The following is a 25,564-nucleotide window of genomic DNA, read 5'->3' as shown; positions in this document are numbered from 1 at the left end:
GATCGCCGGTCGCATTCCACCATTTCGGCCCTCGTCCATCCTTCGCAGCGGCGTGCATCGGGTCTAGCTTTCGACGCTCCAAAGGAGAAGTTCCATGCTCACCGCCCAAGCCTCCGGCGTCTGCGTCATTTGCCCGACGCCCTTCACGCCCGATGGCGCCATGGACGAGCGCAGCGCCGCGGGCATGACCGAGGCCTATGCGGCGGCGGGCGCGACGGGCCTGACCATTCTCGGCATCATGGGCGAGGCCCCGAAGCTCGACGCCGAGGAGGCGATGCGCCTGGTGCGCGTGGTGCTGAAGCACGCGAAGGGCCTGCCCGTGATCGTGGGTGTTTCGGCCGCCGGCTATGCGCCGATGCGCGCCTTGACCGAGCGTGCCATGGACGCGGGCGCGGCCGGCGTGATGATCGCCCCGCCCACCGGCCTGCGCGGCGACGACACGGTGCTCTCCTGGCTGCAGGGCGCGGCCGAGGCCGTCGCGCCCGCCCCCTGGGTGCTGCAGGATTTCCCCCAGGCCACGGGCGTCACCATGCCCGCGCGCGTGATCGCGACCCTTGCGGCCGATCCGCGCTGCGTGATGCTGAAGGCCGAGGAATGGCCCGGCCTCGACAAGATCACGACTCTCGTCGGCATGATGGCCAAGGGCGAGATGAACCGCATCGCGATCTATGGCGGCAATGGCGGCATCTTCCTGCCCGAGGAGACGCTGCGCGGCGCCGACGGCATCATGACGGGCTACGCCTTCCCGGAGATGCTGAAGAGCGTGCGCGAGCTCATCCTGGCCGGGCAGCGCGACGAGGCGATGGACCTCTTCGAGGCGCATCTGCCGCTCATCCGCACCGAGCATCAGCCGGGCCTGGGCCTCGCCGTGCGCAAATACGTGCTGATGCGCCGCGGGATCATCGCGCATGCGACGGTGCGCGCGCCGGGGCCGAAGCTCTCGGACGCCACGCGCGCGGAAGTCGACGCGATGCTGGCGCGCCTGGCGCAGCGCGACCCCGTCGCGCTGAAGCTCGCGGCGGAATGAAGCGCCCGAGGGGGCGTTTTGCTCTGGTCACCGGTGCCCGGCAGGGCATCGGCGGCCTTCGCATCCCATGAGCGACGAGGACGACGACGACGAGGGGCCGCCCGGCGTTCCCGCCGGCACGCCCTTCTACATGACGCCCGACGGCTTCGCGGCCCTCCAGGCCGAGCTCCACGAACTCTGGCACGGCGAGCGCCCCAAGGTGACGGAGATCGTCTCCTGGGCGGCCGCGCTCGGCGATCGCAGCGAGAACGCGGATTACCAATACGGCAAGCGCCGCCTGCGCCAGATCGACAGCCGCGTGCGCTTCATCCGCCGCCGGATCGCGCGCTCGGAGGTAATCGATCCGCGCGACCAGAAGCGGCGCGACCAGATCTTCTTCGGCGCGACCGTCACCTATGCGCGCGAGGACGATTCCGAGGTGACCGTGACCATCGTGGGCATGGAGGAGGCGGATGCGAGCCTGAGCCGCATCTCCTGGGTCTCCCCGGTGGCGCGCGCGCTGCTGGGCAAGCGCCAGGGCGACCTCATCAAGCTGCGCACGCCCTCGGGCGTGGAGGAGATCGAAGTGATGAAGATTTTCTACCCGGAGCGCGACGCATGAGCGAGACAGCCGCCGTCATCGGCATGGGCCTCATGGGCTGCGACATTTCCGCGATCTTCCTGGCCGGCGGATGGACCGTCGCGGCGCAGGAGCCCGCCACGGAATCCTGGCCCGCCAAGCGCGAGCGCGTGCGCCTTTCGCTGACGCAGCTCGGCGCGGATCCGGCACTGGAAGCGGGGCTCACGCTGCACGCCGCCATCGAGGAGATGCCCTTCGCCCAGGCCGCCTGCGTGATCGAGGCCGCGCCCGAGCGGATGGAGCTCAAGCGCCAGATCTTCGGCGTGCTGGACCGCAGGGTGCCGGCCGGCATCCCCATCGGCTCCAACGCCTCGGGCTATCGCATCAGCGACATCGCGCGCGACTGCGCGACGAAATCGCGCATGTGCAACCTGCACTTCTTCCTGCCCGCGCATCTCGTCCCCGGCGTCGAGGTCGTGAAGGGCGAGGCGACGGAGGATTGGGTGCTCGACCGCTTCTTCGCCATCATGGAGAGCCTGGGGCGCATGCCCATCCGCGTCTCGCGCGACGAGCCGGGCTTCCTCGCCAATCGCATCCAGCATGCGCTGATGCGCGAGGCTTTCTCCTGCATCGATTCCGGCCTCGCCACGGCCGAGGATGTGGACCGCGCCGTGCGCTATTGCTTCGGCTTCCGCTACCTCGCGGCGGGGCCGATCCTGCAGAAGGAGCTCGCCGGGCTGGAGACGCAGCTCGCCGCGGGCGCGACGATCTATCCCAGCCTGAACAACAGCCCCGAGCCCTCGCCGGGCCTGGCGAAGCTCGTCGCCGAGAATCGCCTCGGCCCCAAGACCGGGCGGGGCTATCGCGAATGGCCTCCGGAGAAAGCCGCCGCCGAGCGCGCGCGCTACGAACGCGTGCTGGCCGCCGCCCAGCCGCTGCTGCGCGACGAGGTATGAGCAAGTCGCGCGTCGTCCTGCTTCTGGGCACGACGCAGACGCTCGCCTGGGCGGGCAGCTACTACCTGCCGGCCATCCTGGCGGCCGCCATGGCGCGCGACATGGGCGTCAGCACCTCGACGATCTTCGTGGCCTTCTCCTGCGCCATGCTGATCTCGGCGGTGCTGGGGCCGCGCGTGGGCGCCGTCATCGACCGGCATGGCGGGCGGGGGATGCTGGCCGCCTCCAACCTGGTCTTCGCCGCCGGACTCGGGACGCTGGCCCTGGCCTCGGGGCCGGTCGTGCTTTTCGTGGGATGGCTGGTGATGGGCCTCGCCATGTCGATGGGGCTCTACGAGGCGGGCTTCGCCACCCTGGCGCGGCTCTACGGCAAGGAGGCGCGCAGCGCGATCACCGGCATCACCTTGCTCGGCGGCTTCGCGAGCACGCTGGGCTGGCCACTCACGGCCGCCCTGCAATCCGAGTGGGGATGGCGCGGCGCCTGCCTGGCCTGGATCGCCATCATGCTGCTGATCGCGCTGCCGCTGAACCTGCTGCTGCCGCGCGCGGGGGCGAGGGAGGCCGTGGAGCCCAAGCCCCTGCCCACCACGGCGGTCCGCCAGACGCGGCGCTCGGCCCTGCTGATGGCCGCCATCTTCTCCGTGAGTTCCTTCACCGCCGCCGCGCTGGGCGCGCATCTGCCGGCGCTGCTGCTGGCCGCGGGCGCGACCCCGGCCGCGGCCATCGCCGCCGGCGCGCTGCTCGGCCCGGCGCAGGTCGGCGCGCGGGTGCTGGAGTTCACCTTGCTGCGCAAGGCGCATCCGCTGCTCTCGGCCCGTCTCGCCCAGATCAGCCATCCGGTCGCGGCCGGGCTGCTGCTGATCTTCGGCGCGCCGGCCGCCATGGTCTTCGCGGTGGTGCACGGCGCGGGCAACGGCATCCTGACGATCGTGCGCGGAACCCTGCCGCTCGCGGTCTTCGGCGCGGCGGGATATGGCGCGCGCCAGGGGATGATCGTGGCGCCGGGGCGCTTCCTGTCGGCGCTCGCCCCCGCCGTCTTCGGCTTCTTCGTCGAGGGCTATGGCGTGGCCGCGCTGTGGCTGACCATCGCGCTCTCGCTCGCGGCCTTCATCGGCCTGTACTGGCTTCGCGTTCCGCGAGAAAGCGAAGAAGCGCCCCATTGAATTCCTCGGGCGCCTCATAGGCGACCCAATGCCCCGCGCCCAGGATCACATGGGAGAGCAGGCTAGGGTCGATCTCGCGCAGAACGTCGAGGCGGGCTTCCACATTGGGCCAGGCCACCGTGTCCATCTCGCCCCAGATGCCGTTGATGGGCGCGGTCACCTTCTCCAGCGCCTCCTTCAGGCTGGCGCCCGAGGCGAAGCCGCGGCTGCGGAAGCGCGCGTGCTGGGTGTTGTATTCCTGGATGTCGAGCGAGGTGTCGTCGATCTTCGCGCGGTCGCGGATCATGAGCCGCGCGAGGTTCTCCGCATTGGCCGCGCGCCGCGCCGCGCCTTCCTTGTCGCGCACTTTCAGCAGTTCCAACGGCGGGCGGGGCAGGCCGAGCGAGGCGGCGCCCACCACGGTCACGCTGCGCACATGGTCGCCCTCCAGCGCCGCGAGATGCCCGCTGACATTGGCCCCGAAGGAGAAGCCCGCGAGGTGGTAGCGCCGGTCCGGCCCCAACAGCGTGGCGATGCCCTCGGCCAGGGGCCGGGCGACGTCGTAGATGTCCTTGGCGCCGACCGGCATGGCGCTTTCGCCGAGGCCGGGGATGTCGGCCGCGATCAAGCGATAGCGCGCCGAGAGCGCGTCGATGTTGCGCAGCCAGTGCCGCCAGCTGCCCGATCCGCCATGCAGCAGCAGCAGCACCTCGGGCGCGTCGCCCCAGCTGCGCCAGGAGATCTGGCCATCGCCGCAGGGCGTGTGGAAGAGCTGGGCGCGGGCTTCGAGGGAATCGATTTCGGTGGTCATGCGGGCAGGTTCCTTCCGCGCCGCGCCTCGACGCGGGCAATCCAGGTGGTGGAGACGAAGATGACGGCCGCGCCGAGCAGCGTCGAGGTGGAGGGAAGCTCCGAGAGGAAGATGTAACCCAGGCTCGCCGCCCAGATCATGTCGAGGAACTTCACCGGCTGCGCCGTCGAGATATCGGCGAGGCGATAGGCATGGGTGAGGAACCAGTGCCCGAGGCTGCCCAGCGCGCCGCAGACCAGCGCGATCGCCCATTGGCCCGGCGTCGGCGCGACCCAGACCCAGAGCGCGACGGGCAAGGTGAAGAGCGAGACGGTCAGGGACTGCCAGGCGACGATCACCGTGGGCCGATCGCGCCGCGCCAGGGCCTTGGTGATGAGGAAGGAGGCGGCGAAGAGCGGCGAGGAGGCCAGCATCATGATCGCGCCCCAGTTGTCGCCATGGGCGAGCCCCGGCCAGACCACCACCAGCACGCCGAGGAAGCCGACCAGCGCCGCGGCCCAGCGTTGCCAGAACATCGCCTCCTTCAGCCAGATCACCGCGCCGATCATGATGAAGATCGGCACCGTGAAGCCGATGGCGACCAGCTCGGAGAAGGGGATCAGCGGAAGTGCCGCGAACCACAGGAAAAGGCCCGAGGCATGCACGGCCCCCGCGCGTGATCTGTCCGCTGAGGCTGCGCGTGCGATAGGCGGCGAGGCCGTCGCGCAGCACCCAGGGCAGCACGGCGAGAAGGCCCATGGCGTAGCGCATGAACTGGACCTGGAAGGTCGGCAGCTCCTGGGCCAGCACCCGCAGGATCAAATTCAGGACGCAGAGGGTGAAGCCAGCCGCCACGGCGTAGAGCATCCCAAGGCTGGTGGGATTCACGCGGGAGGGCGCTTTCGCGACAGGCGGTCTGGTGAAGAGTTCATGGATAATCCTGGACGCGCGCAACGTGACGCGATGGGCGTCGTTGCGGAAGCCCCCCGGTTCTCGCGTCGGCCCTGGTTCCCGCGTCGCCTCCGGGACTTTGCGGAAACGCCATGCGCGCCTACCATCCGCGCAAAGCCCGAAGCATGAACAGCTCGCAAGCTCCCGCTCATGCATCGGGCTTCGTTTTGACGCGCCTGGCCCAAGGCGCCTGAGGATACCGCGATGCCCGATAACAGCCTCGGCTACGACCCCACGCGCCTGAAGTTCGGCATCGGCCAATCCGTGCCGCGTCAGGAGGATCCGAAGCTGCTCAAGGGCCAGGGTCGTTATACCGACGATCTCTCGCTGCCCAACCAGCTCTACGCCCATGTGCTGCGCAGCCCCTATGCCCATGCCGCCCTCAATTCCATGGATGTGAGCGAGGCGCGGGCCGCGCCGGGCGTGCACGCGATCATCACGGCCGAGGACCTCGGCGATTACGGCGATCTCGTCTGCGCCATGCCGCTGAAGAGCATCGACGGCACGCCCTTGCGCACCACCCGCCGCCCCGCGCTTGCCAGGGACCGGCTGCGCTTCGTGGGCGATCCGGTCGCGGTCGTCATCGCCGAGACCAAGGCCCAGGCCAAGGACGCGGCGGAGATGATCTTCCTCGACGTCGAGACGCTGCCGGCCGTCACCGAGGCCTCGGCCGGCGCGGCGCCCGACGCGACGCAGCTCTATGACGACATCCCTGGCAACCAGGTGCTCGACTTCCGCTTCGGCGATGCCGGCAAGGTCGCCGAGGCCTTCGCCGGCGCGGCGCATGTCCAGAAGCTCTCCATCCGCAACAACCGCATCGTCGTGGCCGCCATGGAGCCGCGCAGCGCCATCGGCGAATACGAGGCCGAGACCGGGCGCTTCGTGCTGCGCGTCGGCTGCCAGGGCGTCTTCGGCCTGCGCAACCAGCTGGCCGACGACGTGCTCAAGATGCCGCGCAACAAGGTCCGCGTGCTGACCGGCAATGTGGGCGGCAGCTTCGGCATGAAGGCGTCGGTCTATCCGGAATACCTGCCGCTGCTGCATGCCGCGAAGATGCTGGGGCGGCCCGTGAAGTGGACCGATGAGCGCTCCGGCTCCTTCCAGTCCGACGCCCATGGCCGCGACCACGAGGTGGAGGCGGAACTCGCGCTGGACGCGGCGGGGAAGTTCCTGGCGGTCCGCCTCACGACCTTCGCCAATATGGGCGCCTATCTGACGAATGTCGGGCCCAATATGGCGACGGGCAACTACTCGAAGAACATCCAGGCGAACTACGCCACGCCGCTGCTGGAGGTGCACACGCGCTGCATCCTCACCAACTCCGTTCCCGTCACCGCCTATCGCGGCGCGGGCCGGCCCGAGGCGAATTACTACATGGAGCGGCTGATCGAGGAGGCCGCGCGCGCGATGGGCAAGTCACCCATCGAACTGCGCAAGCTCAACCACATCCAGCCCGCGCAGATGCCCTATGCGGCGGCGAGCGGCAGCGTCTATGACGGCGGCGAATTCTCCGAGATCCTCGACCAGGCGCTGGCGGCCGCGGATTTCGACGGCTTCGAGGCCCGCCGCGCCGAGGCGAAGGCCCGTGGCAAGCTGCGCGGCATCGGCATCGGCAACTTCCTGGAATGCACCGCCCCGCCGCAGAAGGAGCAGGGCGGCATCCGCTTCGGCGAGGACGGCACGGTCACCATCGTCACCGGCACGCTCGATTACGGACAGGGCCATTGGAGCGCCTTCGCGCAGGTGCTGCACCAGCATCTGGGCGTGCCCTTTGAGGCCGTGCGCCTGATGCAGGGCGACAGCGACGAGCTGATCGCCGGCGGCGGCACGGGCGGCTCCAAGTCGCTGATGGCCTCGGGCGGCGCCATTGTCGAGGCTTCGGAGATCGTGATCGAGAAGGGCCGTCAGGCCGCGGCGCATGTGATGGAAACCGCCATCGCCGATATCGAGTTCGAGGCGGGCACCTTCACCGTCGCGGGCACGGACCGCAGCATCGGCATCATGGAGCTCGCCGCGAAGCTCAGGGAGATGCCGAAATCCGAAGACCTGCCGGAGACGCTCGACGTCACCCATGTCTTCCAGGAAGCGCCGATGGCCTTCCCCAATGGCTGCCACGTCTGCGAGGTCGAGATCGATCCCGATACGGGCATCACGCGCTTCGTGAACTACGTGACCGTCAACGACTTCGGCGTGATCGTGAATCCGCTGCTGGTGCAGGGCCAGGCGCATGGCGGCATCGTGCAGGGCATCGGCCAGGCGATCCACGAATACGTCGCCTATTCCGAGGACGGCCAGCTCCTCTCGGGCAGCTTCATGGATTACGGCCTGCCGCGCGCGGACGACCTGCCGAGCTTCCAGTTCGCCAGCCACCCCGTGCCCTGCACGACCAATCCGCTTGGCGCCAAGGGCTGCGGCGAGGCGGGTTGCGCGGGGTCGCTGCCGGCGGTGATGAACGCGATCGTGGAGGCGCTGCGGCCGGTGGGCGTGTCGCATATGGACATGCCGGCGACGCCGGAGAAGATCTGGCGCGCCATTCACGCCGGGTGATCGAGGAGGGGAATGCCCTCCTCGCTTTATCGTGTCAGAAGCAGCCTTGCGGTGATCGCCGAGACACCCGCAAGGCCCAGCGTGACCGCCATGGGCAGGGCCGTGCCGTTGTGCAGGGCCGAGACCATCGAGCCCGCGATCGCGCCGAAGCCGAATTGCAGCGTGCCCAGCAGCGCCGAGGCCGTCCCCGCGATATGCGGGAAGGGCGTGATCGCCAGCACGCTGCCGATCGGCACCACCAGCCCCAGCAGCGCGATATAGGCCACGATCGAGGCATAGACTGCGAGGAAGGGCGCGCCCATCAGCACGAAGCCCGTCAGCGCGACGCCGCAGGCCGCGACACCGGCCACGCCCCAGGTGAACACCCTGTCGCGGCCGAAGCGCTCGGCCATGCGCCCGCCGAACTGCGACATCAGGATGAAGCCCGCCGCGCCCGAGCCGAAGAACAGGCCGTAATGCTCCGGCGACACGCCGTAGATCGTGATGAACACGAAGGGCGAGCCCGAGATATAGGCGAACATCCCGCCCATGGTGAGGCCGGAAACCATGGCCGTCGCCATGAAGCGCCGGTCTCGCAGCAGCGACAGGTAGCTCGCCAGGATCGCGAGCACCGAGGAGCGCTGGCGCTTGGCCGGCGTCAGCGTCTCCGGCAGGAAGAGCGTGCAGCAGACCAGCGCCAGCGCGCCCACGCCCGCCAGGAACCAGAAGATCGCGCGCCAGCCGAAGGCGGCGGCGAGATAGCCGCCCATCAGCGGCGCGAGGATCGGCGCCACGCCCATCACCAGCATCAGGCGGCTCATGAGCTTGATCGGGTCGATCTCATGCGCCACGTCGCGCACGATGGCGCGCGCCACCACCATGCCCGCGCAGCCCGCCAGCGCCTGGAACAGCCGCAGCAGGATCAGCGCCTCGATGCTGGTCGCCATCGCGCAGAGCGCCGAGGCGAGGGTATAGACCGCGAGCCCGACGAAGAGCGGCGGACGACGCCCCAGCCGGTCGGCCAGCGGCCCATGCGCGAGCTGCCCCACGCCCAGGCCGAGGAAATAGGCCGCCAGAGTGAGCTGCGCCCCGTCGATCCCCACGCCCATGTCCCGCCCGATATCGGGCAGGGAGGAGAGGTACATGTCGATCGACAGCGGCGCGAAGGCGCTGAGCAGGCCCAGCAGAAGGGCAAGGCGGTTCTGGCGGCTCATGCGGGCGGCGGCAGGAACTCCACTTCGTGCAGCGCGGCGAGGCGAACGACCTCAGCCGGGTCCGGCACGTCGTGGATGGCTTTGAAGAGGTCGAGCAGGCGGCGCGCCGGCGAGACCCAGAAGAAGGCGCGGGCGAACTTGCCGCTCTCGTTGAAATAGCCGTGCATGATGCCGCGCGGCATGCGCACCAGGTCGCCGGGGCGGGCGAAATGCGTCTGGCCGTCGAGGATGAGCTTGAACTCGCCCTCGATCATCAGGATGTACTCGTCCTGCACGGCGTGGATATGCGGCGGCACGAAGGTACCGGGGGGCGACAGCGCCTCGAAGGCGAAGCAGTCGTCGGTGGACGCCTTGGGGTGATAGGTCTGGCCCAGGATGTTCCAGGTAACGTCGTCCAGGCCAGTGGCGGCGCGGGTGATGCCGGCGGTTTCGAACATGGATGCCTCTCCTTGTTGATGGCGGCGGCACTTTGATGTTGCACCGCAGCACGATTGGATGTCCCAGCCAAGACCACACCGCGCGACCCCGGACTGCTGACCTCGCATGGGTTCGTCGGCGCTGGCCTAAACGTGAAGATATTGCTCGCGCAGTTCCGGCGCCGAGGCCAGGGCCGCGCTGTCGCCGGTCCAGACGGTGCGGCCGCGCTCGATGATGACGTGGCGGTCCGCCAGGCGCATCACGGCCGACAGGTTCTTGTCGATCAGCAGGATGGCCTGGCCCTCCGATTTGAGCTGGCCGAGCACGGACCAGATCTCGGCGCGGATGAGCGGCGCGAGTCCCTCGGTGGCCTCGTCGAGGATGAGCAGCCTGGGGTCGGTCATCAGCGCGCGGCCGATGGCCAGCATCTGCTGCTCGCCGCCCGAGAGGTTGCGGCCGGAATTGCCGCGCCGCTCGCGCAGGCGGGGGAAGAGGCCGTAGACCGCATCCAGGCCCCAGCGGCCGGGCCGCGCGGTGGCGACGAGGTTCTCCTCGACGCTCAGCGAGGGGAAGATCTGCCGGCCCTCGGGCACCAGCCCGATGCCGCGCCGCGCGATGGCATGCGGCGGCTGGCCGATGAGCGCGGCGCTGCCGAAGCGGATGTCGCCCCCCGTGACGCGCCCGCCCACGCTGCCCAGCAGGCCCATGATGGCGCGCACCGTGGTCGTCTTGCCCATGCCGTTGCGGCCGAGGAGGGTGACGACCTCGCCGGCCGCCACGTCCAGGCCGACGTCGCTCAGCGCCTGGCTCTGGCCATAGGCGGCGGCAAGGGCTTCGACGCGGAGCATCAGACCTCCTCCTCCTCGCCGAGATAGGCGTCGCGGACGATGGGGTCGGCGCGGATCTCGTCCTTGGTCCCGGTCGCGATCACGCGGCCCTGCGCGAGCACCGAGATGCGGTCGGCCAGGGCGAAGACGGCCGGCATGTCGTGCTCGATGAGCAGGATGCCGTAGCGCGCGCGCAGCCCGCTCAGGATGCGCAGCAGCCGCTCGGCCTCCTCGGCGCCGGTTCCGGCCAGGGGCTCGTCCAGAAGCAGCAAGCGCGGGCGCATGGCGAGCGCGATGGCGAGCTCCAGCTGCCGCTTCTCGCCATGCGAGAGCGCGGCGGCGCCGATGGCCGCGCGGCGTTCCAGCCCGACCTCGGCGAGCGCCGCCATGGCCTCGTCGTTCAGCGCGGCCTCGCTGCTCGCGGGCCGGAAGAAGCGGAAGGAGGAGCCGCTGCGCGCCTGCACGGCGAGCGCGACATTCTCGAGCGAGGAGAAGCCCGGCACGAGGCTCGTGATCTGGAAGCTGCGCGCCAGCCCCCGTCGCGCGCGGCGCGCCAGCGACAGCCGCGTCACATCCTCGCCGGCGAAGAGGACCTGGCCGGAATCGGGCGCGAGCGTGCCGCTGATCTGATGGATCAGCGTCGTCTTGCCGGCGCCGTTCGGGCCGATCAGCGCGTGGATCTCCCCCTGGCGGAGGTCCAGCGAGACGTCGTCGGTGACCACCAGCCCGCCGAAGGCCTTGCGCAGATGCCGCAGCTCCAGCAGTGCCTCAGCCACGGCGCAGCAGCCCGGCGATGCCACCACGCATGTAGTAAACGCAGAGGATCAGCAGCGGCCCGAAGATCAGCCGCCAGTGCTCGGTGACGTGGGAGAGCCATTCCTCGATGAGGATGAAGGCCAGCGCCCCCATCAGCGCGCCATGCGGCCCGGCGGTGCCGCCCAGGATCACCATGAAGAGCAGGTCGCCGCTGCGCTGCCAGGTGAGATAGGCCGGCGCCACGAATTCCGTGCCATTGGCCAGCAGCACGCCGGCCAGCCCGCCGATCGCGCCCGCGATGACATAGGCGACGAGGCGGTAGCGATAGGGCTCGAAACCCACGGCGCGCGCGCGCGTCTCGTTCTCGTGCGAGGCGCGCAGCACGCGCCCGAAGCGGCTCGACAGCAGGGCCTGCACCAGCGCCCAGCATAGGATCAGCAAGGCGAGGCAGGCGAAGTGGAAGAACAGCCGCCCCTCCAGCGCGCGCGAGCCGAAGAGCGCGGTGCGGCTGTAGAGGGTGTAGCCGTCGTCGCCGCCATAGATGGCGAGCGAGGAGGTGGCGAAGAAGGCCATCTGCCCGAAGGCCAGGGTGATCATGATGAAGTGCACGCCCGAGGTGCGGATCGCGATCGCGCCCGTGATCGCCGCGAAGCCGGCGGCGGCGAGGATCGCCAGCGGCACGACCATCCAGGCCTCGGTGATGCGCGCATGGTCGAGCACCACCACGGCATAGGCGCCCACGCCCAGCATCGCCGCATGGCCGAGGCTCACCAGCCCCGCGCCGCCGACGATCAGCGAGAGCGAGATCGCCGCCATGGCGAAGATCATCGCGCGCGACAGCAGCGTCAGCGAATAGCCCTGGCCGAAGCCGGCGAAGGGGGCGATGGCCAGCAGCGCGAAGATCGCGAGCGGCACGGCGGCGTCGCGCCACTTCATCGGCGGGCCGGGAAGAGGCCGGCGGGGCGGAAGGTCAGGATGGCCGCCATCACGATATAGACCAGCATCGAGGCCAGGGCCGCGCCCGTCTGTCGCGCCGCCGAGGGGTCGAGGAAGAGGCGCATGAGATCGGGCATGAGCCCGCGCCCCATGGTCTCGACGAGGCCCACCAGCAGGGCCGCGATGAAGGCCCCGCGAATGCTGCCGATGCCCCCGATCACGATCACGACGAAGGCGAGGATGAGGGGCGTGTCGCCCATACCGGGCTCGACCGAGAGGATGGGCGCGGCCAGCGCGCCGGCGAAACCGGCCAGCATCGCGCCGAAGCCGAAGACCAGCATGAAGAGCCGGCGGATATCGACGCCGAGCGCGCTGACCATCGGCGCGTTGCTCGCCCCCGCGCGCACCAGCATGCCCGCGCGCGTGCGCTCCACGAGGAACCAGAGCAGGCCGGCGATGGCCAGGCCCACGACGAGGATCGCGACGCGATAAGTCGGGTAGAGCAGCCCGTCCATCACGGGGAAGCCGCCGCTCAGCAGCTCGGGCAGGGGCATCTGCATCGGCGCCGTGCCGAAGACGGCCTTCACGCCCTGGTTCAGGAAGACGATGACGCCGAAGGTCGCCAGCACTTGCGACAGGTGGTCGCGGTCGTAGAAGTGGCGGAAGACGAGGAATTCCAGCAGCAGCCCGAAGCCCAGCGTGGCCGGCAGCGTCAGCAGCAGCCCCCACCAGAAGCTGCCCGTCCAGGCGGCGAGGGTCGCGCCCAGATAGGCGCCCACCATGTACTGCACGCCATGGGCGAGGTTGATGAAGTCCATCACGCCGAAGACCAGAGTGAGGCCCGCGGCGATGAGAAACAGCAGAATGCCGAATTGCAGGCCGTTCAGGGCCTGCACGAAGAGCAGTGTTGCGCTCACCCGTTCAGATGCGAACGGGCATGCGGCAATCGCCGACCCAGGGGTCGGTGTTGTTCGAGAGAACCTTGCGCACCGTCTCAGTCTGGAAGCGGCCATCGGCGCGGCGCGCGACCTGGAGCTGCCAGAAATCCTGCACGGGATACTGGTTCACGCCGAAGCGGAAGGGCCCGCGCACGCTCTGGAAATCGGCGGCGGCGATGGCGGCGCGCAGCGCGTTCTTGTCGGTGAGGTTGCCGCCCACCTTCTTCACCGCGGAATCCAGCAGCCGCGCGGCGTCGTAGCTCTGCGCCGCATAGGTGGCGGGCACGTAGTTGAAGACGCCCTCGAAGTCGCGCACGAAAAGCTGGTTGGCGGCGTTGTCCATGTTCGGCGCCCAGCTCGCCGCGGCGTAGAAGCCGAGCGCGGCCTCGCCCTGGGCGGGGAGGGTGGATTCATCGACGGTGAAGGTCGAGAGGAAGGGAATGGTCGCGAGGCCCGCCTGACGGTACTGCTTCACGAGGTTCACGCCCGGCCCGCCGGGCATGAAGGTGAAGATCGCATCGGGCCGCAGCGAGGCGATCCTCGCGAGCTCGGCCGAGAAATCCATCTGCGTCAGCGGCACGTAGACCTCGTCGACGACGGTGCCCTGGAACTTCGACTTGAAGCCCGCCACCGCGTCGCGGCCCGCCTGGTAGTTCGGCGTCATGACGAAGACGCGGCGGTAATTCGCATCCTGCGCCACCTGGCCCATCACGGAATGGACCTGGTCGTTGTTGTAGCTGGTCGTGAAGAAATACGGGTTGCAGCCGCGGCCGGCGAGCGTCGAGGGGCCGGCATTGGTGGAGATGAGGAAGGTGCCCGCATCCGTCACCGGGCGGACGATCGCGCCCAGGATGTTGGAGAAGACCACGCCCACGATGAAGTCCACCTTGTCGCGCTCCAGCGCGGCGCGGACCTTGGTGACGGCGACGTCGGGGCGCAGCTCGTCATCGATCACGAGGGTCTCGACGCGGCGGCCGCCCAGCTTGTTGTCCAGGTGCCGCATGCCAAGCATCCAGCCGTCGCGCAGATGCGTGCCCAGCGCGGCGGCGGGGCCGGTGAGCACGGAGACGAGGCCGATCTTGATCGGCGCGGGCTGCGCCTGGACGGCCGGCGCGGCGAGGACGGCGGCGCCGCCGCCGGCGAGGATCGTGCGGCGGGCAAAGCCCGTGTTGTCCTGGAACGCCATGGCGCTGTCTCCGCGAATTGTTTTTAACTCAGGCCACCGATAGCTCGCCGCAAGCCTGCCGAGCAAGCCTCGTGCCGGTGATCGTCAGGGGATGATCGGGGCGCGACAGGGGGGCGAGGACGGTGAAATGGTCTAGCCCCGGCAGGGCCTCCCACGTGCCGCCCCAGAGCGTGGCGAATTCGCGGCTCTGGCGCAGGAACTCGTCGCTTTCCGCGCCGCCCACGGCGCAGTGCAGCGGACGGCCGGGCGAGGGGAGCAAAGCGGGCGAGAGCGCGCGCGCGCCGGCTTCATCCAGGCCGAGCGCGACGTTGAGGCTCGTCGTCACCAGCGGCTCCAGCCAGAAGACGCCCGAGATGGACAAGGCGGCGGCGGCGATCTCCACCGGTAGCCGCGCCAACAGCATCGCGGAAAGCTGCCCGCCGGCCGAATGCCCCGCGATCAGCATCGGCCTTCCCAGCCGCGCATGCAGCGCGCGCGCCGCGGCCTCCGCCTGGTCCACGATCCGCACGAGCGGCACGCCGGGGCAGAGGTCGTAGGAGGGCACGCCCACGGCGATGCCATGGGCCAGCAGCCCGGCCGCGCAATGGCTCGCCGAGGAGCGGTCCAGCGCCTGCCAATAGCCGCCGTGGAAGAACATCGCCACGCCGCGGATCTCCCGCGGCAGGAAAAGGTCCATCGCCTCGCGCGGGCCGGGACCATAGGCCAGCACCTCGGGCGGATGGGCCGCGCGGAAGGCGGCGGCGTCGCGCATCCATTCGCCGATGATGGCGGGATGGCCCGGAACGCGGGCGCGGTTGTTGTATTCGACCTCGAGGTTCATGGCCTTCTTCCCTATCGCGATCCGGCCCCTCGCGACAGCGCCGCGAATATGGTCCGCAGCATGCATCCCTGGCAGGATGGCCCATGCGAATCTACCTGGCCGGCCCCGAGGTCTTCCTGCCCGAACCGGCCGCCCTGGGCGCGGCGAAGAAGGCCATCTGCGCGCGCCATGGGCTGGTGGGCGTCTTCCCCATCGACGATCCCACGACCGCGCCCTCCGGCCCGCCCGACTGGCGGCGCATCCACGCCGCCTGCGAGATGCATATGCGCGGCTGCGACGCGCTGGTCGCCAATCTCACGCCCTTCCGCGGTGCCGGCGCCGATGCGGGCACGGCCTATGAGCTCGGCTTCATGCGCGCTTTGGGGCGGCCGGTCTTCGGCTACACCCACATCCCCGGCGAATACCGCGCGCGCGTCCAGGCCCGCCGCGACGGCCGGGCGCTGCGCGATCACGAGGGGCTCGAGGTCGAGGATTTCGGGCTGGCCGACAACCTGATGCTGGAGGGGGCGATCGCGGCCTCCGGCGGCATGCTGCTGCGCGCGAACGCGCCGCTGGGCTGGACCGACCTCTCGCTCTTCGAGGCCTGCGTGGCGGCGGCGGCCCGCAGGCTCGCCGCCGCCTGAGGCTCAGGCCCAGCTCGGCTTGCGCTTCTCGCGGAAGGCGGCGAGGCCCTCCTTGCCCTCGGCGCCGGCGCGCACCATCCAGCTCTCATTGGTCAGCTGCGTGACCTGATGCGCGCTGAGCGTCAGCCCGTTGGATTCCAGCAGGCTGGTCTTCGTCACCGCGATCGCCGCCGGCGAGGAGAGCAGCATGGCGGAGATGATCTCCTCCAGCCGCGCCTCGATGGCCTCGGGCGCATGGACCTCATGCACGAGGCCGATGCGCATGGCCTCCTCGGGGCCGAAGCGCTCGCCCGTGATGGCGTAGCGGCGGGCGTGGCGCAGGCCCATGGCGTTGACCATATGCGTGGAGATGGGCGTCGGCGACACGCCCACGCGCACCTCGCTGATCCCGAAGCTCGCCTTGGTGCTGGCCAGCGCCACGTCCACGCAGCAGGCGATGCCCGTCCCGCCGCCGAAGCAGGCGCCGTGGATCAGGGCGAAGCTCGGCTTGGGGAACTCGTTCAGCAGCTGCATGGCGCGGGTGGTCTGCAGCGAGGAGGCGAAGGCCTGCTCCGGCGCGGCCGCGGCGGCGGCGTTGAGCCAGTTGATGTCGGCCCCCGCCTGGAAGTTCTTTCCCGCGCCGCGGATGACGAGGCCGCGAATGGCGGGATCGGCGGTGAGCTTGGGAATGGCCCCGATCAGGGCGTCCAGCATCTCGCCGTTATAGGCATTGCCGAGGGCGGGGCGGTTGAGGGTGGCGGTGGCGATGCCTCGGTGGTCCACGGTCATCAGCACGGGCGATTCGGTCATGGCGTTCTCCTTGGCGCGCAGGGTCCGCCGGGTGCCTGGAGCGCGCAACCCCAGTGCGACGAACTGGGCCGACGAACCGGGCCGGAGGCGGGGTCGGGACGACGCGACATCCGCGACAATTGCTGCCTTGGAAATTAATCTCCCGGCACATTAACTATTCGTATCAACGATGGGGATCGGGAGCGAGATATGGCGGCAACAGTGGTGACCTATATCCGAGGCAACCAATATGTGAGGGACACCAAAGGCGCCTGCGGCCTTGTGGGCGAGCTGATGGTCGGCGGAGAGACCTATCGAACGCTTGAGCGAATGGACGGCTACGTGAACATGGCGGGCAATAACGACTACACCAATTCCACCATGTACTGGTTTGAGAAGTATGGCGCATACGTGATCAATCCCTGGCTCGGCAAGGACGTGGAAAAGACCAAGAAGAAGAACATCCTCTTCCATCCGGCCAGCATCCCCACCGACCTCGAGGGGTGCGTCGGCGTGGGGACGCTCAACGCGGCCGGGCTGATGACGCAGAGCAGGGCCAAGTTCGCGAAGATCTGGGAGGCCTGCGGCGGCACGCCCGGCAAGAAAGAGGGCCAGATCATCATCACGCTCCGCGTCCAGGGGCAGATGAAGAGCCCGGCCGCCTGTACGGCCTGGGCGGGCTGAGGGCGTTCAGGCGGCGAGTTGCACCCGGTTCCGCCCCGCCGATTTCGCGGCATACATGGCCTGGTCGGCGCGGCGGAGCAGGCTGTCGAAATCCCGGTCCTCGGATTGGGACACGGCGATGCCGACCGAGACGGTGAGGGGGATCCGCACGCCCTGCAGCAGGAAGTGCTGGCGCTGCACCATCTGCCGCAGATATTCGGCCGCCTGCTGAGCCTTCTGCGGCGCGGTCTCCGTCAGCAAGGCGACGAATTCCTCGCCGCCGGTCCGCGCCAGCAACTCGCCGGCTTCGATGCCCTGACCGAGGCAGGTCGCGACATGCGTCAGCGCCATGTCGCCGACGTCATGGCCGTAGCAATCATTGATCGACTTGAAGCCGTCGATGTCGATGAGCGCCATCGCGACGCTCCTGCCTTCCAGCCGCGCCAGCTCGAAGCGTCGGCGGCCTGTCTCGGTGAGGGTGCGGCGGTTCGGCAGGCCCGTCAGATAGTCGGTGGAAGCGGCGCGCTCCCATTGGCGGCGCAGGCGTTCCGAGCACATGAGCGTGAAGGCCGTCGTCCCGATCACCGGCAGCATCGCGGCCACCAGCGGCGAGATGATGTTCATCACCTCCGCGTTGTCGGCGATGCTGAAGCCGGGCGGAATATCCGCCCAGGCGAAATAGCCGAAGCGCAGCGCGTTGAGCGCCGTGATCAGGACGAAGATCGCGGTCAGCAGCAGGCGGCTCAGCGAGCCGTCCCGATACTCGCGCTTGCCCAGGTCCGACACGCAACCGCCGAGGATCACGGCCGAGGCCAGCGAGACCGCAAGGATGCGCGTCAGCGTGTCCGGCTGGACGGCCGAGAACCAGCAGATGACGAGGGTGCCGAGCGCGGCGGGGACGAACTGCCACCGCCCTGGCGGCGATCCGTCGAATTGCTGGATGCCGCGCCAGCAGATCGTCAGGCCGAACAGGATCGCGCCGTTGGAGAACGTGACCATGACCGGCATCGGCAGGCTGGGAAAGGCATGCAGGAAATAGCCCGCCGCGATGATGAGCGTGCCGGCCTGCCAATGGCGGACCGGCGATCGCAGGTCTGCGGGAAGGTCCCGCAGGATGAGGCCGAGCGCGCCGCTATTGGCGAGCATCATGAGCGACAGGACGACGTAAGCGGTCCGGGAATCCATGCTCACCCAATAAGGATTGCAACCTGTGCGTGCAAGCGTTGCGATTCACTCGCGCAATATTGCATTCTTTATCATGAATTACTTGCCTCCGCCTTCATCCTGCGCGCCAGCCATTCACCGATCATCACGCAGGTGAAATGCGTGTTGGCCCGGCAGTCGAAGGGCATGATCGCCGCATCGGCGACGCGCAGCCCCTCCAGGCCCTTCACCTTCAGATCGGGATCGACGACGCCGCGCGGGTCCTCATAGGCCGTCATCTTGCAGGTGCCCGCGGCGTGCTGCATGTCGTTGACCTGATCGAGCATGATCGCGTCCAGATCGGCGGTCGGCATCGCGGCCACTTCGGCCACGGACAGGCCCGTCTCGCCGAAGCTGAAGCCGCTCGCGATCCGCATCAGCGCCGGCTGGGCGGCGAGCTCGGCCAGGCGGCGCACGGCGTCACGCATGCGGATCACGTCCCGCGCGTCGGAGAGCATGTTCTCCTCCACGATGGGGTCGATGCGCGGATCGGCCGAGGCCAGGGTCAGCGCGCCGCGCGAGAAGACGTCGTAGATGCCGGCCGCGACGCCGCCCATCGATCCGGGCAGGTTGCCCTGGCCGAGATAGCGGTGGTTGAAGCCGATGAAGATCATGTCGCGGAAGCCGCCGCCGCCCAGCCCCGAGGTATAGGTCACGCAGGAATTGGTGTGGCGCTGCTTGGGATCGGTGGAGACGAATTCGGGCTTCAGCGCGAGGTTCGTCCGGCAGATCGCATGGTCGTGGAAATGCTTGCCCACATGCGGCATGTCGCGAACGACGGGGATGCCCAGGGCCTGGAGCTCGGCGGCCGGGCCGAGGCCCGAGCGCAGCAGGATCGCCGGCGAATGGATGGCGCCGGAGGAGAGCACGATCTCGCGCCCGCGGATCTCCTGCCACTGCCCGTCCAGCATCACGCGCACGGCCACCGCGCGGCCGTCCTCGACGATGATCTTCTCGACCAGCGCGCCGCCGCGGATGGTCAGGTTCGGCCGGCCCCGCGCGGGTTCGAGATAGCCGTCATTGGTCGTGACGCGCTCGAAGTTGCGGCTGTTGATCGGGTAGCAGGAGACGCCCTCCTTCTCCGGATCGTTGAGGTCCGGATTCCAGGGATAGCCGCAGGCCAGGGCCGCCTCGCGCAGGCCCTTGTCCACGGGGCCCCAGGTCTCGAGCGGCGCGCGATAGACGGGGATGGGCCCGCCCTGGCCGTGATGCGCGACGCCCGCCATGTCGGGATCGTCCTCGAGCTTGGCGAAGAGCGGCATCACCTGCTCGGCCGACCATCCCTCGCAGCCGGATTCCGCCCAGGCGTCGAAGGCCGCGGCCACGCCCCAGATCGCGATCTGCGCGTTCACGGTGGACGAGCCGCCCAGCGCCTTGCCGCGCCAGTAGTATTTCGGCGCCTGTGCGCGCGAGCGGCGGGTGTGCAGCTCGGGCCATTGCCAGTCGAGCTGGTTCTGCCGGTCGTGCATGAAGGGGATGATGTTGCTGGAGCGCAGCGCCGGCGGCGCCTCGGCCGCGCGCCAGTCGCGCCCGGCCTCCAGCACGAGGACCTTGCGGCCGGGATCCTCGGACAGTCGGCCCGCCAGGGCGGCACCGGCCGAACCGGCGCCGACCACGATCACGTCATATTCGCTCATCAGGGCTTCTCGACATTCCAGAAGAGGGGGATGGCCGAGGGGATCATGTTTCGCAGCGTCGCGCGATAGGCGGCGGGCTGGGCGAACTGGCCCCAGGGAACGGCCATGCCGTTTTCGTAGACGATGCCCTGGATCTCGCCGGCGATCGCGCGGCGGGCCTCGATCGTGGGCGCGCGGGCGAAGGCATCGAAGAGCTCGTTCATGCGCGGGACGCACATGAAGCCGGCCGTGCCGGTGTCCTGGCAGTTGAGGGCGATCACCGAATTGGTCAGCGGCGAGCCGAGATCGACGTTCAGCGCATGCACGCCGTAGATGTGCCAGCCGTCGCGCCGGACGCGGCGGGCGAGCAGGGTGGCCCAGTCGGTCACCTGGGCATCCACATTGAAGCCGGCGCGGCGCATGCGGTCGGCCAGGATCTCGGTGGAGACCTTCGCGGCCTCGAGGTCGGAGGCGACCATCAGCACGATGGGCTCGTTGTTGTAGCGCGTGGCGCGCAGCGCGGCGCGCGCGGCCTCGATGGAGGGATCCGCCAGGGCCGAGACGCCCACGTCGGATTCATTCGGCCCGCCGCAGGTGAAGAAGGCCGGGCAGGAGCGGGCATAGCGCGCATCCAGCCCGAAGCCCTGCATCACCTCGTTCTGGTCCACGAGGCGCAGCAGCACGGCGCGGATCGCGGGATCGTTGAAGGGCGGCGCCGCGTGATTGAGGCGGTAATGCCCCGTGAACATCTGCGCGCCGGTGAAGTTCTGCACGGTGATGCGGCGGTTGCGCTCGAACTGCGGCAGCAGGTCGAAGGGCGCGTATTGCATGTAGTCGATCTGGCCGGCCTGCAGCGCCGCGGCGGCGGTGCCGGCATCTGGGACGACGCGGATGTCGAGCGCATCCACCATCACGCGCTTGCCCCCGGCCAGGAAGTCGGCCGGCTCGGCGCGCGGCACATAGTTCGCGTTGCGGCGCAGCAGCATGCGATCGCCCGTGCGGTGGTCGGCGCGCGAATAGACGAAGGGACCGGAGCCGACGATCTCGGTAACGCGCTCGGTGCCCGGCGTGCGCGCGATGCGCTCGGGCATGATGAAGGGCGTGGGCGAGGCCATCGTGCCCAGCGTCTCGATGACGAGGCCGTAGGGCTCCTTCAGCACGAGCCGGAAGGTCTTGGCGTCGACGGCCTCCAGGCTCTGCGTCGCGTTCATGAGCCGCGCGCCGAGCGGGGCGCGCGTGGCCCAGCGCCGCAGCGAGGCGACGACGTCGGCCGAGGTGACGGGCGTGTTGTCGTGGAAGAGCAGGCCGTCGCGGAGCGTGAAGGTCCAGGTCAGGCCGTCGGGCGAGACCGTGTGGCTGTCCACCATCTGCGGGCGGTAGTTGAAGTTGCTGTCCGGCGCGTAGAGCGTGTCGAAGACCGCATAGCCGAAGGTACGCGTGATATAGGCGCCGAAGAAATGCGGATCGAGCGTGACGATCTCGGCTTCCAGCACGACCGTCAGATTGGCGGCCGGGGCGGGTTTGGGCGCCCCCGCCAGGCTGGCCATGGCCAACCCCGCAAAGCCCAGAAGTCTCAAAACCTTCATTGCCCGCACCCCATTTTTGACGCCGGAATGCTGCGTTGCGGCATCCCCGGCGTCAATGGAGCGGCGAGGACTTATCCCGCCTTCAGCCCACGCTCGACGATCCGCGCATAGAGCGCCGCGCCGTAGGGGATGGCCTCGTCGTTGAACATGTAGCGGGGGTTGTGCGGCATCGCGCCCTCGCCGTTGCCGACGAGGATATAGGCGCCCGGCACCTGCTCCATCATGAAGGAGAAATCCTCCGAGCCCATGGAGGGCGGCTTGCCGCGCACGACCTTCGCCTCGCCGACCAGCTCGGTCGCCGCCGCGACATAGGAATCGGTCTGCTCGGGCGCATTCACCGTGGGCGCGAAGATGAGCCGCCAGTCCAGCACGGCCGTGCAGCCGAGGCCCGCGGCCACGCCCTCGACGACGCGCTTGAGCGCCTCGTGGACCTGCTCGCCGACCTTGCGGCTGAAGAAGCGCGCGGTGCCCGACATCGTGGCCGTCTCGGGGATGACGTTATAGGCGTCGCCGCCGCCGATCTTGGTGATGCTGATCACCGCGGGGTCGGCCGGGTTGAGGTTGCGCGCGATGATGGTCTGCGCGGCGGTGGCGATGTGGCAGGCCGCGATGACCGGATCCATGCCCGCATCCGGATGCGCGCCATGCGCGCCCTTGCCGGTGACGGTGATGTCGAAGAACGCGCCGCCCGCCATGGCCGGCCCCTCGCAGATCGCATATTCGCCGACCGCCATGCCGGGGCGGTTGTGCATGCCGAAGACGGCGTCGCAGGGGAAGCGCTGGAACAGCCCGTCCTCGAGCATGGCCAGCGCGCCGCCGCAGCCTTCCTCACCGGGCTGGAAGATGAAGTGGACGGTGCCGTCGAAGTCGCGCGTCTCGGCGAGATACTTCGCCGCGCCCAGCAGCATGGTCGTGTGGCCGTCATGGCCGCAGGCATGCATCACGCCGCCGGTCTTGCTGCGATAGGGGACGTCGTTCGCCTCCTCGATGGGCAGGGCGTCCATATCGGCGCGCAGGCCGATCGCGCGATTGCCCGGGCGGCCGCGCAGCACGCCCACGACGCCGGTCTTGCCGACGCCGCGATGCACCTCCACGCCGAAGGATTCGAGCTGCTTGGCCACGATCTCGGCCGTGCGGTGCTCGACCATGCCGAGCTCGGGATGGGCATGCAGGTCGCGCCGCAGTTCGGTCAGCTCGGGATGATAGGCGCGGATTTTGTCGAGGGTGGGCAAGGGGGGCGGCTCCTGGATGCGGATCGGCGTCAGGCGGGGACGCGGGCGGTGTCGAGAAAATTCTTCAGCAGGGCGTGGCCGTGCTCGGAGGCGATGCTCTCCGGGTGGAACTGCACGCCCTGGAGGGGCAGTTCGCGGTGCCTCAGGCCCATGATGAGCCCGTCCGAGGTCTCGGCCGTCACCTCCAGCTCCGCCGGCAGGCTCGACCGCTCGACGATCAGCGAGTGGTAGCGCGTGGCGCGGAAGGGGGAGGGCAGTCCGGCGAAGACGCCCTCGCCCTCATGCATCACGTCCCAGACCTTGCCGTGCACGGGCACGGGGGCGCGGATCACCCGGCCGCCGAAGACCTGGCCGATCGCCTGGTGGCCCAGGCACACGCCGAAGAGCGGCAGCTTCGCCTCGGCGGCGGCGGCGATGAGCGGGAGGCAGATACCGGCCTCGCTGGGCGTGCAGGGCCCGGGCGAGAGCACCACCGCATCCGGACGCATGGCGAAGACGTCCTGCACGGTGAGCGCGTCGTTGCGCTTCACCACCGCCTCCACGCCCAGGTCGCCCAGGAAGTGGTAAAGGTTGAAGGTGAAGCTGTCGTAGTTGTCGATGAGCAGAAGCATGCTGCGAAACTGGCTCCGGGGGCGGCCAGGGTCAAGCTGGGCGCCGCCCCCGCATCCTTCCGAAGCCGCTTACTTCTTCTTCGCGTCCAGGCTCCAGGGGCCGGGGCCGGCGAAGGTGAGGTAGAAGAAGACGAAGGAGAAGAGGATCGCGGTCTCGCCCCGGTTGAGGATGGGGAAGATGTTGTTCGGCGCGTGGAACTGGAAATAGGCGATCGCCATCATGCCCGAGCAGATGAAGGCGGCGGGCCGCGTGAAGAGGCCGATCATGATCAGCGCGCCGCCGATCATCTCGATCATGCCGCCCACGCCCATCTGGGAGAGGAGCTCCGGACCCGGATTGGCCCGGGTCGGGATGCTGAAATACTTCTGCGTCCCGTGCATCAGGAAGAGCAGGCCGGAGACGAAGCGCAGCACGCTCAGCACGCGGGGGGACCAGGCGTCGAGGCTCATGCGGGATTCCTTTGGGAAGACGTGCCGGTAACCGATGCTCCGGGGTTGGAATCGGCCCAACACAATTCGCCGGCCAGTCTTCCCCGGTTACCTCACATTCCGCCAGGATAATTCGGCCCGCCGCCGCCTTCGGGCGTCTTCCAGTCGATGTTCTGCGTCGGATCCTTGATGTCGCAGGTTTTGCAATGCACGCAGTTCTGCGCATTGATGACGAGGTGGGGATTGCCCTCCTCGACGCCCACGGCCTCATAGACGCCGGCCGGGCAATAGCGGCTCTCGGGGCTCGCGTATTTCTCCCAGTTCTCGCCCAGCCACTTGCCCGGATCGCGCAGCACGAGATGGGCGGGCTGGGTCTCCTCGTGATTGGTGTTCGACAGGAAGACCGAGGAGAGGCGGTCGAAGCTGATCACCCCGTCCGGCTTGGGATAGACGATGCGGGTCGCCTCGGCCGCCTTCTTCAGGCTGTCGTTGTCCGGATGGTGCCCCATGGTCCAGGGCGCCTTGCCGCGGAAGAGGTAGGTGTCGATGGCCGCATTCGCCATACCGCCCCAGAAGCCGTATTTCGCGAAGCCCGGACGGATGTTGCGGACGGCCTGAAGCTCCGGCCAGATCCAGCTGTTCTTGACCGCCTCGGGGTAGGATTCCAGCACCGGGGCCTTGTCGCCCGCCAGCGCGGCGGCGACGGCCTCGGCGGCCAGCATGCCGGACTTCATGGCGGTGTGCGTGCCCTTGATCTTGGGCACGTTGAGGAAGCCCGCCGTGTCGCCGACGAGCATCCCGCCAGGGAAGACCAGCTTGGGGATGGACTGGATGCCGCCCTCGTTCAGCGCGCGCGCGCCGTAGCTGACGCGCTTGCCGCCCTCGAGCATCGGCCGCACCGCAGGGTGCTGCTTGAAGCGCTGGAACTCGTCGAAGGGCGAGAGCCAGGGGTTGGGATAGTCCAGGCCGACGACGAAGCCGATCGTGACCAGATTCTCGCCGAACATGTAGAGGAAGGAGCCGCCATAGGTGTCGCTCTTCAGCGGCCAGCCGGCGCTGTGCCAGACGAGGCCCGGCGTGTGCTTCTCCTTGGGGATCTCCCAGAGCTCCTTGATGCCGATGCCGAAGGTCTGGGGCTGGCATTCGGCGCGCAGGTCGTAGGTCTCGAAGAGCTGCTTGGTGAGGCTGCCGCGGCAGCCTTCGGCGAAGATGGTGTAGGTGGCGCGCAGCTCCATGCCGGGCTGGTAGTCCGCGCCCTTCTCGCCGTCCTTCTGAATCCCCATGACGCCGGCGACGACGCCCTTCACGACCCCGTCCTCGATGAGCGTCTCGGAAGCCGCGAAGCCCGGATAGATCTCGACGCCCAGCGCCTCGGCCTTGGCGCCGAGCCAGCGGGCCACATTGCCCAGGCTGACGACGTAATTGCCGTGGTTGTTCATCTGCGGCGGCGTCGGCAGCTTGAAGGCCTTGGTCTCCGTCAGCAGCATGAAGCGGTCGTCGCCCGCGGGGGTGGCGAGATCGGGCGGGCTGTCGCGCCAGTCGGGCAGGAGCTCGTCGAGCGCCCGGGGCTCCAGCACGGCGCCGCTGAGGGTATGGGCGCCGATCTCGCTGCCCTTCTCGACCAGGCAGACGCTCATCTCGGGCGAGAGCTGCTTGAGGCGGATGGCCGCCGCCAGACCGGCAGGCCCACCGCCCACGATCAGGACGTCGAACTCCATGGCTTCGCGCTCTTCGCTCATCTCTCCGGACCTTTCCACGCCAAATCTCAAGTCATCTCACTAGACGAGC

25 protein-coding genes are annotated in these 25,564 nt (G+C 69.0%); 7 read left to right on the top strand and 18 right to left on the bottom strand.

Annotation, left to right across the window (positions count from 1 at the left end; translation table 11 throughout):
• Nucleotides 1-94 precede the first annotated feature (94 nt).
• From ACO057_RS14650 to ACO057_RS14635, 4 genes are all read left to right on the top strand, one after another.
• On the top strand, nt 95-1,027 hold the full coding sequence (locus ACO057_RS14650) for a dihydrodipicolinate synthase family protein (protein ID WP_421992990.1): 933 nt from the start codon (nt 95-97) through the stop codon (nt 1,025-1,027).
• Nucleotides 1,028-1,094: 67 nt separating this feature from the next.
• On the top strand, nt 1,095-1,628 hold the full coding sequence (greB, locus tag ACO057_RS14645; RefSeq protein ID WP_421992988.1) for a transcription elongation factor GreB: 534 nt from the start codon (nt 1,095-1,097) through the stop codon (nt 1,626-1,628).
• Entirely contained in the window at nt 1,625-2,542 is a 918-nt protein-coding gene (locus ACO057_RS14640; RefSeq protein WP_421992986.1) for a 3-hydroxyacyl-CoA dehydrogenase family protein, read from the top strand. The genes greB and ACO057_RS14640 overlap by 4 nt, the downstream gene beginning before the upstream one ends.
• Nucleotides 2,539-3,705, top strand: coding sequence for an MFS transporter (locus tag ACO057_RS14635; protein ID WP_421992984.1), 1,167 nt, complete (start codon nt 2,539-2,541; stop codon nt 3,703-3,705). The genes ACO057_RS14640 and ACO057_RS14635 overlap by 4 nt, the downstream gene beginning before the upstream one ends.
• Here the strand turns inward: ACO057_RS14635 and ACO057_RS14630 are convergent.
• Both ACO057_RS14630 and ACO057_RS14625 read right to left on the bottom strand, forming a co-directional pair.
• The gene (locus ACO057_RS14630) at nt 3,650-4,495 is read right to left on the bottom strand and encodes an alpha/beta fold hydrolase (protein WP_421992982.1); all 846 of its coding nucleotides are present in this window, start codon (nt 4,493-4,495) and stop codon (nt 3,650-3,652) included. The genes ACO057_RS14635 and ACO057_RS14630 overlap by 56 nt on opposite strands.
• Nucleotides 4,492-5,139, bottom strand: coding sequence for a DMT family transporter (locus ACO057_RS14625; protein WP_421992980.1), 648 nt, complete (start codon nt 5,137-5,139; stop codon nt 4,492-4,494). Before ACO057_RS14625 ends, ACO057_RS14630 begins: the two co-directional genes overlap by 4 nt.
• A gap of 490 nt (nt 5,140-5,629) precedes the next feature.
• On the opposite strand from ACO057_RS14625, the gene ACO057_RS14620 reads away from it, so the two are divergent.
• A complete protein-coding gene (locus ACO057_RS14620) occupies nt 5,630-7,972 on the top strand; it encodes a xanthine dehydrogenase family protein molybdopterin-binding subunit (RefSeq protein WP_421992978.1) in 2,343 nt (780 codons plus the stop codon).
• Between the two features lie 26 nt (nt 7,973-7,998).
• Here ACO057_RS14620 and ACO057_RS14615 read toward each other — a convergent pair whose 3' ends face one another.
• The 8 genes from ACO057_RS14615 to ACO057_RS14580 form a co-directional block, all read right to left on the bottom strand.
• A complete protein-coding gene (locus tag ACO057_RS14615) occupies nt 7,999-9,165 on the bottom strand; it encodes a Bcr/CflA family multidrug efflux MFS transporter (protein WP_421992976.1) in 1,167 nt (388 codons plus the stop codon).
• Nucleotides 9,162-9,602: a cupin domain-containing protein gene (locus ACO057_RS14610; RefSeq protein WP_421992974.1), complete on the bottom strand. Its 441-nt coding sequence runs from the start codon at nt 9,600-9,602 to the stop codon at nt 9,162-9,164. Before ACO057_RS14610 ends, ACO057_RS14615 begins: the two co-directional genes overlap by 4 nt.
• A 126-nt stretch (nt 9,603-9,728) precedes the next feature.
• On the bottom strand, nt 9,729-10,430 hold the full coding sequence (locus tag ACO057_RS14605; protein ID WP_421992972.1) for an ABC transporter ATP-binding protein: 702 nt from the start codon (nt 10,428-10,430) through the stop codon (nt 9,729-9,731).
• Nucleotides 10,430-11,185, bottom strand: a complete 756-nt coding sequence (locus tag ACO057_RS14600) for an ABC transporter ATP-binding protein (RefSeq protein WP_421992970.1) — start codon at nt 11,183-11,185, stop codon at nt 10,430-10,432. The genes ACO057_RS14605 and ACO057_RS14600 overlap by 1 nt, the downstream gene beginning before the upstream one ends.
• Nucleotides 11,178-12,101 carry a branched-chain amino acid ABC transporter permease gene (locus ACO057_RS14595; RefSeq protein ID WP_421992968.1) on the bottom strand — a complete coding sequence of 308 codons (924 nt, stop codon included), beginning with the start codon at nt 12,099-12,101 and terminating at the stop codon, nt 11,178-11,180. The genes ACO057_RS14600 and ACO057_RS14595 overlap by 8 nt, the downstream gene beginning before the upstream one ends.
• On the bottom strand, nt 12,098-13,018 hold the full coding sequence (locus ACO057_RS14590; protein ID WP_421992966.1) for a branched-chain amino acid ABC transporter permease: 921 nt from the start codon (nt 13,016-13,018) through the stop codon (nt 12,098-12,100). The genes ACO057_RS14595 and ACO057_RS14590 overlap by 4 nt, the downstream gene beginning before the upstream one ends.
• Nucleotides 13,019-13,022: 4 nt before the next feature.
• Nucleotides 13,023-14,225: an ABC transporter substrate-binding protein gene (locus ACO057_RS14585; protein WP_421992964.1), complete on the bottom strand. Its 1,203-nt coding sequence runs from the start codon at nt 14,223-14,225 to the stop codon at nt 13,023-13,025.
• 28 nt (nt 14,226-14,253) lie between these two features.
• Complete coding sequence (locus ACO057_RS14580; RefSeq protein WP_421992962.1) at nt 14,254-15,045, bottom strand: alpha/beta hydrolase; 792 nt, start codon at nt 15,043-15,045, stop codon at nt 14,254-14,256.
• Nucleotides 15,046-15,128: 83 nt separating this feature from the next.
• On the opposite strand from ACO057_RS14580, the gene ACO057_RS14575 reads away from it, so the two are divergent.
• Complete coding sequence (locus ACO057_RS14575) at nt 15,129-15,668, top strand: nucleoside 2-deoxyribosyltransferase (RefSeq protein ID WP_421992960.1); 540 nt, start codon at nt 15,129-15,131, stop codon at nt 15,666-15,668.
• 3 nt (nt 15,669-15,671) lie between these two features.
• Here ACO057_RS14575 and ACO057_RS14570 read toward each other — a convergent pair whose 3' ends face one another.
• Nucleotides 15,672-16,457 carry an enoyl-CoA hydratase-related protein gene (locus tag ACO057_RS14570; protein WP_421992958.1) on the bottom strand — a complete coding sequence of 262 codons (786 nt, stop codon included), beginning with the start codon at nt 16,455-16,457 and terminating at the stop codon, nt 15,672-15,674.
• Nucleotides 16,458-16,688: 231 nt separating this feature from the next.
• On the opposite strand from ACO057_RS14570, the gene ACO057_RS14565 reads away from it, so the two are divergent.
• Entirely contained in the window at nt 16,689-17,120 is a 432-nt protein-coding gene (locus ACO057_RS14565) for a hypothetical protein (protein WP_421992956.1), read from the top strand.
• A 6-nt stretch (nt 17,121-17,126) separates the two neighbouring features.
• Here ACO057_RS14565 and ACO057_RS14560 read toward each other — a convergent pair whose 3' ends face one another.
• The 7 genes from ACO057_RS14560 to ACO057_RS14530 form a co-directional block, all read right to left on the bottom strand.
• Nucleotides 17,127-18,284, bottom strand: coding sequence for a GGDEF domain-containing protein (locus ACO057_RS14560; protein ID WP_421992954.1), 1,158 nt, complete (start codon nt 18,282-18,284; stop codon nt 17,127-17,129).
• A 71-nt stretch (nt 18,285-18,355) separates the two neighbouring features.
• The gene (locus ACO057_RS14555) at nt 18,356-19,939 is read right to left on the bottom strand and encodes a GMC family oxidoreductase (protein WP_421992952.1); all 1,584 of its coding nucleotides are present in this window, start codon (nt 19,937-19,939) and stop codon (nt 18,356-18,358) included.
• Nucleotides 19,939-21,504 (bottom strand): ABC transporter substrate-binding protein, encoded by a 1,566-nt coding sequence (locus tag ACO057_RS14550; protein WP_421992950.1) that lies wholly within the window; start codon nt 21,502-21,504, stop codon nt 19,939-19,941. Before ACO057_RS14550 ends, ACO057_RS14555 begins: the two co-directional genes overlap by 1 nt.
• 71 nt (nt 21,505-21,575) lie before the next feature.
• Nucleotides 21,576-22,736 (bottom strand): M20 aminoacylase family protein, encoded by a 1,161-nt coding sequence (locus ACO057_RS14545; RefSeq protein ID WP_421992948.1) that lies wholly within the window; start codon nt 22,734-22,736, stop codon nt 21,576-21,578.
• Between the two features lie 29 nt (nt 22,737-22,765).
• On the bottom strand, nt 22,766-23,347 hold the full coding sequence (locus ACO057_RS14540; RefSeq protein WP_421992946.1) for an anthranilate synthase component II: 582 nt from the start codon (nt 23,345-23,347) through the stop codon (nt 22,766-22,768).
• A 69-nt stretch (nt 23,348-23,416) separates the two neighbouring features.
• The gene (locus tag ACO057_RS14535) at nt 23,417-23,797 is read right to left on the bottom strand and encodes a DoxX family protein (protein ID WP_421992944.1); all 381 of its coding nucleotides are present in this window, start codon (nt 23,795-23,797) and stop codon (nt 23,417-23,419) included.
• Nucleotides 23,798-23,889: 92 nt separating this feature from the next.
• Nucleotides 23,890-25,515, bottom strand: coding sequence for a 4Fe-4S dicluster domain-containing protein (locus ACO057_RS14530; protein WP_421992942.1), 1,626 nt, complete (start codon nt 25,513-25,515; stop codon nt 23,890-23,892).
• Nucleotides 25,516-25,564 lie beyond the last annotated feature (49 nt).

The sequence above is a fragment of the Roseococcus sp. genome (assembly GCF_965227005.1).
Taxonomy (GTDB): domain Bacteria; phylum Pseudomonadota; class Alphaproteobacteria; order Acetobacterales; family Acetobacteraceae; genus Roseococcus.
The sequence above is the reverse complement of the archived record's forward strand: the minus strand, read 5'-3'. Positions and strand labels throughout refer to the sequence as shown.

Coding starts and splice junctions, on each gene's coding strand:
- ACO057_RS14650 (WP_421992990.1), top strand. CDS start 95: ATGCTCACCGCCCAAGCCTCCGGCGTCTGCGTCATTTGCCCGACGCCC.
- greB (WP_421992988.1), top strand. CDS start 1,095: ATGAGCGACGAGGACGACGACGACGAGGGGCCGCCCGGCGTTCCCGCC.
- ACO057_RS14640 (WP_421992986.1), top strand. CDS start 1,625: ATGAGCGAGACAGCCGCCGTCATCGGCATGGGCCTCATGGGCTGCGAC.
- ACO057_RS14635 (WP_421992984.1), top strand. CDS start 2,539: ATGAGCAAGTCGCGCGTCGTCCTGCTTCTGGGCACGACGCAGACGCTC.
- ACO057_RS14630 (WP_421992982.1), bottom strand. CDS start 4,495: ATGACCACCGAAATCGATTCCCTCGAAGCCCGCGCCCAGCTCTTCCAC.
- ACO057_RS14620 (WP_421992978.1), top strand. CDS start 5,630: ATGCCCGATAACAGCCTCGGCTACGACCCCACGCGCCTGAAGTTCGGC.
- ACO057_RS14615 (WP_421992976.1), bottom strand. CDS start 9,165: ATGAGCCGCCAGAACCGCCTTGCCCTTCTGCTGGGCCTGCTCAGCGCC.
- ACO057_RS14610 (WP_421992974.1), bottom strand. CDS start 9,602: ATGTTCGAAACCGCCGGCATCACCCGCGCCGCCACTGGCCTGGACGAC.
- ACO057_RS14605 (WP_421992972.1), bottom strand. CDS start 10,430: ATGCTCCGCGTCGAAGCCCTTGCCGCCGCCTATGGCCAGAGCCAGGCG.
- ACO057_RS14595 (WP_421992968.1), bottom strand. CDS start 12,101: ATGAAGTGGCGCGACGCCGCCGTGCCGCTCGCGATCTTCGCGCTGCTG.
- ACO057_RS14585 (WP_421992964.1), bottom strand. CDS start 14,225: ATGGCGTTCCAGGACAACACGGGCTTTGCCCGCCGCACGATCCTCGCC.
- ACO057_RS14580 (WP_421992962.1), bottom strand. CDS start 15,045: ATGAACCTCGAGGTCGAATACAACAACCGCGCCCGCGTTCCGGGCCAT.
- ACO057_RS14575 (WP_421992960.1), top strand. CDS start 15,129: ATGCGAATCTACCTGGCCGGCCCCGAGGTCTTCCTGCCCGAACCGGCC.
- ACO057_RS14570 (WP_421992958.1), bottom strand. CDS start 16,457: ATGACCGAATCGCCCGTGCTGATGACCGTGGACCACCGAGGCATCGCC.
- ACO057_RS14560 (WP_421992954.1), bottom strand. CDS start 18,284: ATGGATTCCCGGACCGCTTACGTCGTCCTGTCGCTCATGATGCTCGCC.
- ACO057_RS14555 (WP_421992952.1), bottom strand. CDS start 19,939: ATGAGCGAATATGACGTGATCGTGGTCGGCGCCGGTTCGGCCGGTGCC.
- ACO057_RS14550 (WP_421992950.1), bottom strand. CDS start 21,504: ATGAAGGTTTTGAGACTTCTGGGCTTTGCGGGGTTGGCCATGGCCAGC.
- ACO057_RS14540 (WP_421992946.1), bottom strand. CDS start 23,347: ATGCTTCTGCTCATCGACAACTACGACAGCTTCACCTTCAACCTTTAC.
- ACO057_RS14535 (WP_421992944.1), bottom strand. CDS start 23,797: ATGAGCCTCGACGCCTGGTCCCCCCGCGTGCTGAGCGTGCTGCGCTTC.
- ACO057_RS14530 (WP_421992942.1), bottom strand. CDS start 25,515: ATGAGCGAAGAGCGCGAAGCCATGGAGTTCGACGTCCTGATCGTGGGC.